The sequence below is a fragment of the Amycolatopsis suaedae genome (assembly GCF_004214935.1).
Lineage (GTDB): Bacteria > Actinomycetota > Actinomycetes > Mycobacteriales > Pseudonocardiaceae > Amycolatopsis > Amycolatopsis suaedae.
This window is the reverse complement of sequence record NZ_SFCC01000012.1, coordinates 98,987-112,856: the sequence shown is the minus strand read 5'-3', so window position 1 is coordinate 112,856 and position 13,870 is coordinate 98,987. Positions and strand designations below refer to the sequence as shown.

Below are 13,870 nucleotides of genomic sequence, written 5' to 3'. Positions count from 1 at the left end.
ATCCTGGCACGGTTCGTGGCCGGATCGGCACCTTCGGTTGCTGGGGAAATTCACAGAGTATGAGAACCGGTCAGCTGACGGCGTCCGCCATCCGGCGTACCGCCTCGGTGATCACTTCCGGTGAGGTGGCCAGGTTCAGCCGGACGAACCCGGCGCCGCCGGTGCCGAAGTCGGCGCCGGAGTTGAGCGCGACGCGGCCGCGCTCCAGGAACACCGCGGCCGGATCGTCCGGCAGGCCGAGCCCGCGGCAGTCCAGCCAGGCCAGGTAGGTGCCCTGCCCCGGCCGGTAGCGCACGGCCGGCAGGTGCTCGGCGAGCAGATCCGCCAGCAGCGCCCGGTTGCGGTCCAGCCCGGTCAGCAGGGCGTCGAGCCAGTCGCCGCCGTCGCGCAGGGCGGCGGTGTGGGCCAGGATCCCGACGTGGCTCGGGCCGTGCCCGACCTCCTCGGGCAGCCGGGCGAGGTCGGCGGCCGCCTCGGGGCCGGCGATGGCGAGCGCGGCCTTCAGCCCGGCGAGGTTCCACGCCTTGGACGACGACATCAGCGACAGCCCGTTCTCCCCGCCGGGCACGCTGAGGTACGGCGTGAAGGTGGTACCGGTGGCGACGACCGGGGCGTGGATCTCGTCGGCGACCACGCGGACGCCGTGGTCGTGGGCCAGCCGGGCGGCATCGGCCAGTTCGGCCGCGGTGTGCACGGTGCCGGTCGGGTTGTGCGGGCTGCACAGCAGGTACGCCGCCCGCTCGCCCGCGCGGGCGAACGCGTCGCGCAGCGTGGCGAGGTCGATCCGTCCCGCCGGGTCGAGCGGCGCCTCGACGACGGGCCGGCCCAGGCTGCGCAGGAACAGGTAGAACGGCGGGTACACCGGGCAGTTGACGACGACCGGATCGCCGGGGCCGGACACCAGCTTCAGCATCTCGACCACGCCCAGCATCACGTCGGGCACGAGCGCGGTGCGCTCCACGGCCAGCCCGTCCCAGCCCCACCGCCCGCGGGCGAACGCGGCCAGCGCCTCGGCGTACGCGGTGCCCGCCGGGTAGCCGGTGTCGCCCAGGTCGACCGCCGCCCGGACGGCTTGGGCCACCGGCTCGGCGAGCGGGACGTCCATCTCCGCCACCCACAGCGGCAGCACGTCCTCGGGGTAGGTGCGCCACTTCATGCTGCTGCGCCGGCGAAGCTGCTCCACCGACAGCTGGGTCAGCGGGTTGGGCACGGCCATGTCGCCACCCTAGTGTCACGTTCGCCGGCCCGGCGGGTTCTCGATCCGGATGTCGTGCTGCGCACCGACTTCGGCGCCGGCCGCGGGGCGGGACGGTGGCCCGTCGGCGCGCATTCCGCGCCAGATCAGGTCGGTGAGGCGCTCGGTCTCGGCCTTCCAGTCGCCGTGCGGGTCGAGGAAGAACAACCCCGCAAGCCCGCGGTACACCGTCTCCGGATCCAGGCCCGGCCGGACGGTCCCGGCCTCGACGTTGGCCGCGAGCAGCGTGGCGACCGCGCCGAGCAGGGACTCCTGCGCGGTGGCCGGCAGCTCGCCCTTCGACGTCCGCAGCGCGTTGGCCAGGCCCCGCTTGGTCATCATGTAGTGCGCCAGGTGGTCGGCCGTCCACACCTGGAAGGCCTTGTCGGGTGGATGCTCGTCGAGCAGCCGCGGCACCACGTCGACCAGGTGGCGGACCTCGCGCTCGTAGACCGCGACGATGAGCGCCTCCGGCGTGGGGAAGTGCCGGTAGACCGTGCCGACCCCGACCTCGGCCTGCTTGGCGATGCCGTTGAAGGAGACCTCGCCCGTCCTGGCGAGGGATTTCGCGGCGGCGACCAGGATGCGCTCGTGGTTGCGCCGGGTGTCCGCACGTCGCGGGCTGACCATCGTTCCTCCTCCCGGGCCGCTGCGATGTCCCCGATGAATCTAATGCACGCACGGCCGGACCTGGAGTAACTCGACGCATTGCGGAGCGGATATCTATCCGCTAACGTGGGAAAGCACGAAGCGGATGAACATCCGGTTCGGATTCCGCGACCCGGGAAAGAGATCCTGTGGACATCTCACTCGAAATCAATGGTAGCTCGCGACGGCTCACCGTCGAGCCCGGCGTGACACTGCTGGACGCGCTACGGGAACGGCTCGACATCACCGGTCCCAAGAAGGGCTGCGACCGTGGCCAGTGCGGTGCCTGCACCGTCCACGTCGGCGGGCGGCCGGTGCTGTCCTGCCTCACCCTGGCCGCCACCGTGCGCCAGCCGGTGACCACGGTGGAAGGCCTGTCCACTGAGGACACGCTGCATCCGGTCCAGCGGGCCTTCGCCGAGCAGGACGCCCTGCAGTGCGGCTTCTGCACCTCCGGGCAGATCATGTCGGCGGTCGCGGCCGTCGAGCAGCAGGTGGACGACGTCCGGGAGTTCATGTCCGGCAACCTCTGCCGCTGCGCGGCCTACCCGAACATCGTCGCCGCCGTCGAGCAGGCCAGGAGGGCCGATGCGTCCCTTTGACCTGACCGCACCCACCACACTCGACGCCGCACTCGCCGAACCGGGCACCTTCCTGGCGGGCGGGACCACACTCGTCGACCTGATGAAGCTCGACGTCCTCACGCCCCGGCGGGTCGTGGACATCAACGGCCTGCCGTTGCACGGCATCGGCACCGGCGACGGCCTGCGGATCGGTGCGCTGGAACGGATGAGCGACGTCGCCGCGCACCCCGGCGTCTACCCGGTGATCACCCGCGCGCTGCGGGCCAGCGCGTCGCAGCAGCTGCGCAACATGGCCACCATCGGCGGGAACCTGTTGCAGCGCACCCGGTGCACCTACTTCCGCGACGTCAGCACGCCGTGCAACAAACGTGACCCCGGTAGCGGCTGCCCGGCGGTCTCCGGAGCCGGCCGGATGCACGCCGTGCTGGGCACGAGCGAGCACTGCGTGGCGACCCACGCCAGCGACCTGGCGGTCGCACTCGTCGCACTGGACGCGCGGCTGCGGCTGATCAGCGCCGAGGGCACCCGGACCGTCGCGCTGGCGGAGTTCTACCGCCTGCCGGGCAGCACGCCCGAGGTCGAGAACGACCTGCGCCCCGGTGAGCTGATCGCCGAGGTCGTCGTCCCCCGGCTGGACTGGGCGGCGCACTCCACCTACGTCAAGGTGCGCGACCGCGCGTCCTACGAGTTCGCCCTCTGCTCGGCCGCGGTCGCGCTGCGGATCGAGGACGGGCAGGTCGCCGACGCGCGGGTGGCCGCCGGCGGGGTGGCCACCGTGCCGTGGCGGCTGGACGCCGTCGAGGCGGCGCTGCGCGGCGGGCCGGTGACGCGGGAGTCCTTCGAGGCCGCCGCCGAACTGGCCGCCGCCGAACTGGCCGCCGCCGGTTCCCGGCCGTTGCCGGCCAACGGGTTCAAGGTGTCCCTGCTGCGGCGGACCGTCGTCCGCGCGCTGCTGGAGCTGACCGAGGGGAGTCGCGCATGACCGCCAGGGTGGATGCCCCGCTGAAGGTCACCGGAGCGGCGAAGTACGGGGCGGACCACAACTTCCCCGGCATGGCGTACGGCTACGTCGTGCACAGCACCATCGCCTGCGGCGAGATCGAGGCGATGGACGTCACGGCGGCGCGGGGCGCCCCGGGCGTGCTGGCCGTGTACACGCCGTTCGACCCGCTGGTCCTGCATCCGCCGACGTCGGAGCTGCTGGGACCGACGTGGGTGCCGCTGCAGGACCGGGAGGTCGCCTACCGGGGTCAGCCGATCGGCTTCGTGGTGGCGCGCACCTACGAGCAGGCACGTGACGCCGCGGCCCTGATCGGCGTGACCTACCGGGAACGGCCCGCGGTGACGTCGCTGGAGGACGGCCTGGCCACCGCCGAGGACGCGCCCGGCCGCGACGGTGCGCCCTCCTCGCTGGCCGTGCTCGCACCGGGCGTGGAGTCCATCGAGGACGCGCTGGCCGCCAGCCCGGTCGTCGTCGAGCGGACCTACCGCACGGCGGCCCAGCACCACGCGGCGATGGAGCCGCACTCGGCGGTCGCGGTGTGGGAGTCCGGGAAGCTGACCGTCTACAGTGGAAACCAGGGCGCCTTCCTCCAGATGGCCGATCTGGCGGCCGCGCTGGACGTCGACCCGGCCACGGTGCGCGCGGTGAACCCGTTCGTGGGAGGGGCGTTCGGCGGCAAGGCTCGCACGTCCGTGCCGGCGTTCCTGGCGGCGGCCGCCGCCAGGGCACTGGACCGTCCGGTCAAGGCGGTGCTGAGCAGGGAGCAGGTCTTCACCGCGACGGCGGGGCGTGCCGCGACCGTGCAGAAGGTGGCGCTCGGCGCCAGCACCGACGGCACGCTGGTGGCGGTGCGCCACGACTCGTGGTGCAGCACCGCGATGGACCGCTCGTTCGTCGAGCCGACCTCGCACGGCACCTCCCGGGAGTGGTATGCCACCCCGAACCTGGCCATCAGCCAGAAGATGGTGCCGTTGAACCTCCCGCAGACCACGTTCATGCGGGCACCGGGCGAGGCACCCGGCTCGTTCGCGCTGGAGTGCGCGATGGACGAGCTGGCCGTGGCACTGGACATGGATCCGATCGAGCTGCGCCTGCGCAACAACTCGATCGCGCCGCCCGGCGTGGACCTGCAGTGGTCGAGCAAGCACCTCGACGACTGCTACCGGATCGGCGCGCGGCGTTTCGGCTGGGCCGACCGACAGCCGGGCGGGCGCACCGACGGCGACTGGCTGGTCGGGATGGGCACGGCCACCGCGATGTTCCCCGCCCTGCGGTTCCCCGCGACGGTCGGGGTCACCCTGCTGGCCGACGACACCGCCGTGGTCGCCACCGGCGGGTCGGACCCGGGCACCGGGCTGCTGACCGTGCTGTCGCTGGTCGGGGCCGAGTCACTGGACATCGCACCGGAACGGGTCACGCCGCGGCTGGGCGACTCGTCGCTGCCGCCGGGTGGCGTGTCCGGCGGTTCGACCGCGACGGCCAGCGCCGGTTCGGCGATCATGGCGGCAGCGGGCAAGGTCGTCGACGAGCTGCTCACCCTGGCATCGGCTCCCGGCGGGCCGTTCGACGGTGCCGAGGTGTCCTATGAGGACGGCCGGGTGCTGGCAGGCGGCCGGGCGATGACGTTCGGCGAGGTGCTGCGGGCGCTGGACCGCCCGTCGCTGTCGGCGACCGGGTCGTCGGCGCCGGGTGAAGAGCGGACCAAGCACTCGTTCAGCTCCTTCGGCGCCCAGTTCTGCGAGGTGCGGGTGCACCGGTGGACGCGGGAGGCGCGGGTGTCGCGCCTGCTCGGCGTGTTCGACGCCGGCCGGATCATCAACGAGAAGACCGCCAGGGGGCAGATCTCCGGCGGGATGATCTGGGGTGTGTCGGCCGCGCTGCACGAGGCGCTGGAGTTCGAGCCGGACGGCCGGATCGCCAACGGCGACCTCGCCGGCTATCTGCTGCCGGTGAACGCCGACATCCCCGAGGTGGACGTCGAGTTCGTCCAGCACCCGGACACCCTGCACAACCCGGTCGGGGCGAAGGGTGTCGGGGAGATCGGCGTGGTCGGCATGGCCGCCGCCGTCGCCAACGCCGTCTTCAACGCGACCGGCATCCGCGTGCGGCACATCCCCATCCTGATCGAGGATCTGCTGGACTAGTGTCCTGAGTCGGGAGTCCGGTGCATAAGTCGGCGAGTCCAGGTTTCCGCTGGCAAGGCGCCGGTTCGCCCTCGTACTGGACCGTACTCGGGCCGACCGGCAACGCCGCCAGCGGGAAGCTGGGCCGGCGAATTGTTCAGCGGATTCCCGACTCGGGACACTAGCCGCGTGCGTATGGGCGAGTTCAGGCTGCAGCGCCAGAAGAACGGGCGCGGCTACTTCGGGCACGTGAAGGTGCGCGCGGTACCCGCGGCGGCACCGTCGGTGTCCTGGGCGGTGCCGCCGGCCGACCGGGCGTCGCTGCGGCCCGGCGTGGACGCCGAGTTCGTCGAGGCGGCACTGGCCGGGGTGCGGGACGGGCTCGGCCTGCTGCACGGCATCGGAGCCGACGTGGACGGTCACGCCGTCGAGATCGTCGAGGCACGGGTGTACCTGACCGACCTGGAGGCCTCCGCCGTGCGGGCGGCCGGAACGCTGGCCGTGGCCGACGCGTTCGGCCTGCGGGACCGCTTCGAACTGGGCTTCGACTCCGGCTGGCGGGTCATGCCTCACCGGTGACGGTGAGGTGGTGGCGGCGGCTCAGCTCACCGCCGGGCGGCAGCGTCAGCGGGACGTCGGACGCCAGCGCGGCACACACGCCCGGGTACTCGGCGCTGCGCACGAACCACGGGTCCCCGTCCGCGGTGAACGTCACGGTGCACGGCGGCCCCTGCGCGCTCTCGAACACCACCTCCGGCGCCCGCGTGCCGTTCACCGCCTCCTCGCCGGCGGCGGTGCCGGTCCGCACCCGGCCGCCGCGGAAGGCGTCGGACGCCCGCCAGAACAGCCCGCCGTACCCGGCGCCTGCGCGGCCGCGGGTCGCCGGGCTGTCGAACCGCAGCGGGCGCGCCGACAGCGACCGCAGGTGGAAGCCGAAACCCAGTACCCAGGACCCGGAACCCACGTCGCCGACCCGCAGCGTCCGCCGCTCCCGCAGCAGCGCCCTGCCCTGGCCGTCCAGCCAGGTCAGCTCCTCGGCCAGTTCCACGGCGCCGCTGGTCACCCGGGCATCGGACCAGCGGTCGTGCCTGATCCGGCCGTGGTCACCGAGGTCGCGGTAGCCCCGGCCGTGGACGTAGGTCGGCCCGCCCCAGAAGTTCACCCCGGACACGTGCGGCACCGCCACGCCGAGCCCGGCGTGCCACGGGTGGTCGCCGGGCCGGAAGCCGGTCACCACCGTTCCGGACAGCGTCCGCACCTCATGTGCGTACGGCCGGGGCGCCAGATCGGCGGTCAGCCGGGGCCGGTGGACGTACCGCAGCAGGGTGACCTCGCCCGCCAGCACGGCGACGTCGTCGCCACCGAAGCACAGCCGGAGCGTGGTCACCAGCCCGCTCCCAGTTCGGAGAACAACAGCAGCCGCTCGGCGGCCGCGGCCACCCACTCGTCCACACCGGACACCACGCGGACGCCGCCGTCGTCGGTCCACCGCCGCAACGCGGCCGGGGCGGGCGCGGTCCGGACCGCCTCCACCACCGCCGACAGCCCGGTCGTCATCCACAGTGGACAGAGCAGATCGGCGCCGGTGCCGGCGTGGTCGACCAGGTTGGCCAGCAGGTCGGTCCGGCCGAACCGCTGCCGCCGCCCGTCCACGACCAGCTCGTCGGACTCGTAGAACAGCTCGGCGCGCCCGGCGTCACCGTGCACGACCACCCGCGGCGGACGGTCCCGCTGGGCACACAGCGTCGCCGCCACGACGACCGGGACACCGGGGCCGGTGGCACGAAGGCAGGACGTGTCGTCGGACTCGATGTCGTTGGCGTGGAACAGTTCCAGCTCGACCTCCGGCCGCGTACCGGCCATCCCGGCAAGCCACAGCGCCGCCTGCACGGCGTGCGCGAACGGGTTAGTCAGCGCACCGTCGGTGACCGGCCTGCCGGCCAGCGTGCGGCGCCCGGCCCAGTCCGCGCGCCGGAAGTAGGCGGTGTCGCGGCGCCAGGCCCCGTCGGCGCCGACGCCGCGGACGGTACCCAGTTCCCCGGCGGCGATCAGTGCGCCCAGCCGCCGCAGCGCGGCCGATCCCATGGCCTGCAGGCCGACCTGGATCTGTTTCCCGGTCCGGGTTTGCGTGTCGAGCAGCCGCTCGTGGTCGGCCATCGCGGCCACCGGCGGCTTCTCCAGCAGCACGTGCGCGCCGGCCTCCAGGGCGGCACCCGCGAGGTCGGCGTGGGTGTGGATCGGGGTGCCGATCACGACGATGTCGGGCGCGACCGCGTCGAGCAACGCGTCCAGGGTGCGGAAGCGGGGGACCGGAGGGAGATCGCCGGGCAGGTCCGCCGGGTCGGCGAGCCCGGCCAGCTCGACCACGTCCAGGGCGGCCAGGCGCCGGATGTTCTCCAGATGCCAGTGGCCGTATCCGGACACTCCGGCCAGCCCGACCCGCATGAAACGGAAACTAGGTAGGCGTTGACGGCCTGTCAAGGCGTTGACGATCAGCCGCGCCCGGCCGTACAGTCCCGACCATCTGAAAGCGTTTTCTGTGAACGGTCCACCACGGAGGTGGTATCGGTGCGACGATGGGGGATCGCCGCCGCGGTCGTCCTGCTGCTGGGCGGCTGCGCACCGGGCAGCTCGGACCCGACCGCCGGCCGGGAGCCGACGCCGGGCCGGCTGAGCTACGTGTACTTCACCGACGGCCCGGACGAACAGGTCACCCGGTCGCTCATCGCCGAGTACGAGAAGACCCGCGGGGTCCGCGTCGACCTGCAGATCGTGCCGTTCTCCGAGCTGCAACAGCAGCTGCAGGCGCGGCTGGCCAGCGGCAACGCGCCGGACGTCGCCAGGGTGCACAACCTGGGGGCCTACCGCGGGGAGCTCGCCGACCTCGGGCCGATCGGCGGGGAGTTCCTCGACCAGGCACAGCAGGCGATCCGCGGTCCCGGCGGCGAGACGCTGGCCGTGCCCAGCGACCTCACCATGAACGGCCCGCTGGTCAACACCGACCAGTTCGCCAGGGCCGGCGTCGCACTGCCGCCGCCGGACCGGCCGTGGACCTGGGACGAGCTGCTGGCCAACGCCCGGCGCGTCCAGCAGGCCGTCGGCGCGCCGCACGCGATCGCGTTCGACAAGTCCGGCCACCGGCTGGCCGGGCTGTTCAGCCAGTTCGGCACCACCTACTTCGGGCCCGGCGGCGGCGTGGCGTTCGACCCGGTCAAGGCCGAGCGGGCGGTCCGGCTGTTCGTCGACCTCAACCAGCAGGGCCTGATGTACAAGGACTTCTGGATCGAGTCCGGGACGAAGTACCGTGGCGCCAACGAGATCTTCCTGCGCCAGGACGCCCCGGTGTACTTCAGCGGCAACTGGCAGGTGAGCCAGCTCGCCAAGTCCGCGAAGTTCGGCTGGGCGGCGATTCCCAACCCGTGCGCGCAGCGCTGCGGCGGCTACCCGGGCGGGAAGTTCATGATCGTGTTCAACCAGAGCCCCAATCAGCGGGCCGCCGCCGAGTTCGTCGCGTTCATGAACTCCCGCGCGGCCCAGGAACGTTACGCCAGGGAGGCGAAGTTCCTGCCCACCCGCAAGGACCTGATCGCCTCCGGAGTGTCCTATCCGGACCACGGCGCCGACATGGCGGTGTTCCTCGGCGACGTCGCGCGCACCGACCCGGACGCGTTCGCCGACAACTACCACCCGGCGTTCGACACGGCGGCACGGGCCGCGGTGAAGGAGTTCGCCGCGGCCATCGCCGGCCAGCAGTCGGCGGCCGACACGGTGGAGCGGATCCGCGCCGAAGCGGCCGAGGCGGCGGAGGCGAGCAGCCGATGACCAGCCGCAAGCCGTGGAACCAGCGTCTGGCGCCCTACCTGTTCGTCCTGCCCAACATGCTGGTGTTCGGCGTGTTCATCATCTACCCGGCACTCAACGGCTTCAACATCAGCGCCTACGACAGCGCCAACGGCCGCACGTTCACCCCGGTGGGCACGGACAACTACGAGAAGCTGCTCACCGACGACGAGTTCTGGGAGGCCGCGCTCAACTCGGCGACCTTCGTGCTGGCGTTCGTGGTGCTGTGCACCGCCGCGTCGATCGGGCTGGCGGTGCTGCTGACCCAGCCGATCCGCGCCAGGGGCTTCTTCCGCGCGGCGTTCTTCCTGCCGGTGATGCTCTCGCCGGTGGTGGTCGGGCTGCTCTGGGGCTGGATCCTGGAAGGCCGGTCCGGTGTGGTCAACGCCGTGCTCGGCCAGCTGGGACTGCCCGAACCCGACTGGCTGACCAGCGGGCCGCTGGCGCTGGGAGTCACCGTGTTCGTCGGGGTGTGGATGCACGTGGGCTTCTACACGCTGATCATCATGGCTGGCCTGCAGGGCATCGACGACTCCTTCTACGAGGCCGCGCGGATCGACGGCGCGTCGCCGTGGCAGCGGTTCCGGCACGTCACGCTGCCGCTGCTGCGACCGACCACACTGGTCGTGGTGATCCTGTCGCTGATCGCCGGGTTCCAGGCGTTCGACTTCATCTACACGCTCACCGGCGGCGGACCGCTCGGCGCGACCACGCTGATGGTCCAGTACGTCTACGAGCGCGCGTTCCGCCCGCCCATCCAGTACGGCCTCGCCGCAGCGGGCTCGGTGGTCCTGTTCATCACGATCTTCGCGCTGACCGTGCTGAACTTCCTGTACGGGCGGCGGAAGGAGTCGGTGTGACCGCCGCGGCGACGCGATCCCGGCGCAGCTGGACCGGGGTCGCCGGGGGACGGCCGCCGTCCACCCGGAGGATCCTGACCTACGCCGGGCTGATCGCGCTGGCGCTGGTGTTCCTGGCGCCGGTGGTGTGGACGGTGCTGTCGTCGTTCAAGACCCGGGCGGAACTGGCGGCGCGCCCACCCGCGCCACTGCCGGAGTCGCTGGACACCGCCAACTACACCGAGGCACTGTCGCGCTTCGACTTCGGCGTCTACCTGACCAACAGCACCCTGGTCACCGTCGGCGCCACCGTGCTCACCCTGGTGATCAACACGATGGCCGCCTACGCGCTGGCCAAGTACAACTTCCGCGGCCGCAACGTGCTCTTCCTGGTCACCCTGGGCACGATCATGATCCCGCTGCAGATCATCGTGATCCCGCTGCACCAGGTGGTCTCCGAACTCGGGATGACCAACTCGCTGTGGGGCATGATCATCCCGCCCGCGGCCACGCCGACCGGCGTGTTCCTGATCCGCCAGTACATGCTCACCATCCCGGACGAGCTGATCGAGGCCGCCAGGATCGACGGCGCGGGCGAGCTGCGGATCTTCCTGCGGCTGGTGCTGCCGCTGTGCCGCCCGGTGCTGGCCGTGGTCACCATCTTCTCGGTTATCTGGCGGTGGAACGACTTCCTCTGGCCACTGGTCATCGCGCAGACCCAGGACCTGTACACGCTTCCGGTCGCGCTGGCGCAGTTCAGCAGCGAGGAGGTCGTGCCGTTCAACTACATCCTGGCGATGTCGGTGGTCAGCATGATCCCGGTCGTGCTCATCTTCCTGATCATGCAGCGGCAGATCGTCAAGGGAATCGCACAGACGGGGTTCAAATGAGCGTGCACGTCACCGACGAGCGGGGCACCGTGCTGGACTGGTTCGTCGCCGGCGCCTGGCCCGAACCGCTGGACCTGACCGGCACGCTGGAGGCGGACGGGTCACCGTGGGGTCCGGGCGGGCGCTGGGTGCTGACCAACGGGCCGGACTCCACGCCGCTCAAGGCCGAGCTCTACCGCCGCTTCCCGCTGCCGGACCTGGAGCCGCCGCAGGTGACCGAGGACGGCGAGGTCCGCTGTCCCGGGCCCGGGCAGTCCCACGAGGGCCGGTGGCGGCGGGTGCACACGGCGGCCGACGGGCTGGTCGACCTCAGCGAGTTCTGCTTCACCCCGCAGCTGCGGGTCGCCTTGGCGGGCACGGTGGTCGAGGTGGACCAGGCGGAGTGGCGCACGCTTCGGCTCGCCGCGACCGGTCCGGTCCGGCTCTACGTCGGCGGCGAATGCGTGCTGCACACCGGCCAGGTGACCTACATGGAACCCGCCGAGCACGAGGTGCGGGTGTGGCTGCCGTCCGGGCGGACCGAGCTGGTGGTCCACTCGTGGCAGGCCGGGTTCCGCGAGTGCAGGCAGGTGCTGCGGCTGCGGGTGGGCGGCCTGCCCGTACGCGTGGTGCTGCCCGGCGGTGAGGAGACCGGCGAGCAGGCCGACCGGATCCTCGACGCCGTGGGCACCCCGCGCTGGGGACTGACCGAGCCGAGGGTCGAGCTGACCGGACCGGACGGCGCCGAGCTGCGGGTGCGCTGCGGCACGGCCGACCGGACCGTGGTGCTCGACGGCGGCCGCGCGAGCGTCGACCTGGACGGGCAGGCCGACCGGGCGACCGGCTCGGCGTCGATGCTGGTCACCGGTGAGCTGACCGTCCGGGTGTCGATCGGGCCGGTGTTCCGGGACCTGCCGGTCGCCGTGCTGCCGTCCCGGCACCGGACCGAGCCGGCAGGCGACCCCGCGGACTGGCGTGCCGAGCTGCTGGAGCACGCCGCCACCACCGGCTCGGGCTGTGCCGCGGAGCTGGCCAGGACCGAACTCGGCGAGGAAATCCGGGCGTCCGGACTCGACCATCCACTGTGGATGATCGACAACCGGGCGGACTGCGCCGACTTCGAGGCACTCGGGCTGCTGCACCTGTGGCACCGGGCGCGGCACTGGCCGGACGGGCTGCACGAGAGGGTCGGCGCGGCGCTGCGGGGCCTGCGGTACTGGATCGACCAGCCCGGCCTGGACGCGATGTGCTTCTTCACCGAGAACCACCAGCTGGTCTGGCACACCGCGGAACTGCTCGCCGGGGAGGCGTTCGGGGACGAGGTGTTCGGCAACGCGGGCTGGACCGGGCGGCGGCACGCCGAGCACGGGCGGGAACTGGCCGAGCAGTGGCTGACCCGCAAGCTGACAGGCGGGTTCAGCGAGTTCGACTCGAACGCCTACCTCGCCGTCGACGTGTTCGCGCTGGTGTCGCTGGTCGAGTTCGCGGCCGACGACCGGATCGCCCGGCTGGCCGGTGCGGTGCTGGACAAGACCTTGTTCACCCTGGCGGTCAACTCCTGGCGTGGCGCGCACCTGGCCGCGCACGGCCGGTCCTACGTGCCGACCCAGCGGTCGGCGAGGTTCGAGGAGACCGCACCGATCATGTGGCTGTGCTGGGGGATGGGCGCGCTCAACCACGCCATGCTCCCGGCGACCGCGCTGGCCACCGCACGGCGTTACCGGCTGCCGCCCGCCATCGCCGACGCGGGCAGGCCGCGGCCGGGTGAGTGGCTGGGCAGGCAGCGGTATGCCGGGCAGTACCGGGCGCGGCACGACCTGCTGTCCCGGCCGTACGAGTCGGACCTGGTGGTGTACCGCACCCCGGACGCGATGCTGTCCAGCGTGCAGGACTACCGGTCCGGGCTGCCCGGGCTGCAGGAACACGTGTGGGGCGCGGCGCTGGGGCCGGAGACGCAGGTGTACGTGACGCACCCGCCCAACGCCGCCACCCACTCCTCGTCGCGGCCCAACGCGTGGGCGGGCAACCGGATCCTGCCCAGGGCGCGGCAGCACGCCGACACCGTGCTGGCCGTCTACCGGATTCCCGCCGACGACCCGATGGGTTTCACCCACGGCTGGTTCCCGCTGTCCACACTGGACGAATGGGTGCACGCAGGGCCGTGGCTGGCCGGCCGGCTGGGCCAGGGTTACGTCGCGCTCGGCACCGAGGGCGGGGTGCGGGTCCTGACCTCGGGGCCCAACGCCTACCAGGAGGTGCGGGCGGTGGGCCCGGGCACGGCGTGGGTGTGCGTGGTCGGGCGGCAGGCGGCCGACGGCTCGTTCGCCGAGTTCGTCGCCGCGCTCGGGACACCGGAGTTCGGCCCGGGCTCGGTCGCCTACCGCACCCGCCACGGCGCCGACCTGGCCCTCGACTGGACCGGGCCGTTCACCGTCGACGGCCGCCCGGCCGGCGCCGGGGCACTGCACCTGGACAACCCGCTGTGCCAGGTCGCGTTCGGCGACCCGGAGATGGTGATCGACACCGGAACGCACCGGCACGTCATCGACCTGGTGGACCGGGTTCTCCCGTGGCGCCGGTCGCCTGCGTGAACGGCCCGCTCGCGCGAGTCGTACGTTCTGGGGCGCGAGTCGTAGGTTCTGACGCGCGAGTTGTACGTTCCCGCGCGGCCCCGGCAAGGTCGGGTGGTGTACGTGAAGGTGGAGTTCGCGTGCGGGAGCGTGGGACTCG

General features: G+C 72.3%; 12 protein-coding genes. 8 read left to right on the top strand and 4 right to left on the bottom strand.

Features of this window, described 5'->3' with window-relative positions; translation table 11 throughout:
- Positions 1-70 precede the first annotated feature (70 nt).
- On the bottom strand, positions 71-1,216 hold the full coding sequence (locus EWH70_RS23730) for a MalY/PatB family protein (protein WP_130477700.1): 1,146 nt from the start codon (positions 1,214-1,216) through the stop codon (positions 71-73).
- Between the two features lie 15 nt (positions 1,217-1,231).
- Positions 1,232-1,864: a TetR/AcrR family transcriptional regulator gene (locus EWH70_RS23725; RefSeq protein ID WP_130477699.1), complete on the bottom strand. Its 633-nt coding sequence runs from the start codon at positions 1,862-1,864 to the stop codon at positions 1,232-1,234.
- A gap of 167 nt (positions 1,865-2,031) precedes the next feature.
- Between EWH70_RS23725 and EWH70_RS23720 the strand changes: the two genes are divergently transcribed.
- The 4 genes from EWH70_RS23720 (at position 2,032) to EWH70_RS23705 (ending at position 6,171) form a co-directional block, all read left to right on the top strand.
- Positions 2,032-2,484, top strand: coding sequence for a (2Fe-2S)-binding protein (locus EWH70_RS23720; RefSeq protein WP_130477698.1), 453 nt, complete (start codon positions 2,032-2,034; stop codon positions 2,482-2,484).
- On the top strand, positions 2,471-3,448 hold the full coding sequence (locus tag EWH70_RS23715; protein WP_130477697.1) for an FAD binding domain-containing protein: 978 nt from the start codon (positions 2,471-2,473) through the stop codon (positions 3,446-3,448). Before EWH70_RS23720 ends, EWH70_RS23715 begins: the two co-directional genes overlap by 14 nt.
- Positions 3,445-5,613 carry a xanthine dehydrogenase family protein molybdopterin-binding subunit gene (locus tag EWH70_RS23710; protein WP_130477696.1) on the top strand — a complete coding sequence of 723 codons (2,169 nt, stop codon included), beginning with the start codon at positions 3,445-3,447 and terminating at the stop codon, positions 5,611-5,613. The genes EWH70_RS23715 and EWH70_RS23710 overlap by 4 nt, the downstream gene beginning before the upstream one ends.
- 174 nt (positions 5,614-5,787) lie before the next feature.
- The gene (locus tag EWH70_RS23705; protein ID WP_205669224.1) at positions 5,788-6,171 is read left to right on the top strand and encodes a hypothetical protein; all 384 of its coding nucleotides are present in this window, start codon (positions 5,788-5,790) and stop codon (positions 6,169-6,171) included.
- On the opposite strand, the gene EWH70_RS23700 is transcribed toward EWH70_RS23705, so the two are convergent.
- Both EWH70_RS23700 and EWH70_RS23695 read right to left on the bottom strand, forming a co-directional pair.
- On the bottom strand, positions 6,155-6,979 hold the full coding sequence (locus EWH70_RS23700) for a DUF6807 domain-containing protein (protein WP_165436384.1): 825 nt from the start codon (positions 6,977-6,979) through the stop codon (positions 6,155-6,157). The genes EWH70_RS23705 and EWH70_RS23700 overlap by 17 nt on opposite strands.
- Positions 6,976-8,037, bottom strand: a complete 1,062-nt coding sequence (locus tag EWH70_RS23695; protein ID WP_130477693.1) for a Gfo/Idh/MocA family protein — start codon at positions 8,035-8,037, stop codon at positions 6,976-6,978. The genes EWH70_RS23700 and EWH70_RS23695 overlap by 4 nt, the downstream gene beginning before the upstream one ends.
- Before the next feature lie 123 nt (positions 8,038-8,160).
- Between EWH70_RS23695 and EWH70_RS23690 the strand changes: the two genes are divergently transcribed.
- The 4 genes from EWH70_RS23690 to EWH70_RS23675 are packed head-to-tail and all read left to right on the top strand — an operon-like array spanning position 8,161 to position 13,731.
- Positions 8,161-9,414 carry an extracellular solute-binding protein gene (locus EWH70_RS23690; protein WP_240687180.1) on the top strand — a complete coding sequence of 418 codons (1,254 nt, stop codon included), beginning with the start codon at positions 8,161-8,163 and terminating at the stop codon, positions 9,412-9,414.
- Positions 9,411-10,292, top strand: coding sequence for a carbohydrate ABC transporter permease (locus EWH70_RS23685; RefSeq protein WP_130477691.1), 882 nt, complete (start codon positions 9,411-9,413; stop codon positions 10,290-10,292). Before EWH70_RS23690 ends, EWH70_RS23685 begins: the two co-directional genes overlap by 4 nt.
- Positions 10,289-11,161: a carbohydrate ABC transporter permease gene (locus tag EWH70_RS23680; RefSeq protein WP_240687179.1), complete on the top strand. Its 873-nt coding sequence runs from the start codon at positions 10,289-10,291 to the stop codon at positions 11,159-11,161. Before EWH70_RS23685 ends, EWH70_RS23680 begins: the two co-directional genes overlap by 4 nt.
- Positions 11,158-13,731 (top strand): hypothetical protein, encoded by a 2,574-nt coding sequence (locus EWH70_RS23675; protein WP_130477690.1) that lies wholly within the window; start codon positions 11,158-11,160, stop codon positions 13,729-13,731. The genes EWH70_RS23680 and EWH70_RS23675 overlap by 4 nt, the downstream gene beginning before the upstream one ends.
- The last annotated feature ends 139 nt before the right edge of the window (positions 13,732-13,870 follow it).

Bases quoted from the DNA above. Each gene is read 5' to 3' on its own strand.
- EWH70_RS23710 (WP_130477696.1), top strand. From the start codon at position 3,445: ATGACCGCCAGGGTGGATGCCCCGCTGAAGGTCACCGGAGCGGCGAAG.
- EWH70_RS23705 (WP_205669224.1), top strand. From the start codon at position 5,788: ATGGGCGAGTTCAGGCTGCAGCGCCAGAAGAACGGGCGCGGCTACTTC.
- EWH70_RS23730 (WP_130477700.1), bottom strand. From the start codon at position 1,216: ATGGCCGTGCCCAACCCGCTGACCCAGCTGTCGGTGGAGCAGCTTCGC.
- EWH70_RS23675 (WP_130477690.1), top strand. From the start codon at position 11,158: ATGAGCGTGCACGTCACCGACGAGCGGGGCACCGTGCTGGACTGGTTC.
- EWH70_RS23725 (WP_130477699.1), bottom strand. From the start codon at position 1,864: ATGGTCAGCCCGCGACGTGCGGACACCCGGCGCAACCACGAGCGCATC.
- EWH70_RS23695 (WP_130477693.1), bottom strand. From the start codon at position 8,037: ATGCGGGTCGGGCTGGCCGGAGTGTCCGGATACGGCCACTGGCATCTG.
- EWH70_RS23685 (WP_130477691.1), top strand. From the start codon at position 9,411: ATGACCAGCCGCAAGCCGTGGAACCAGCGTCTGGCGCCCTACCTGTTC.
- EWH70_RS23715 (WP_130477697.1), top strand. From the start codon at position 2,471: ATGCGTCCCTTTGACCTGACCGCACCCACCACACTCGACGCCGCACTC.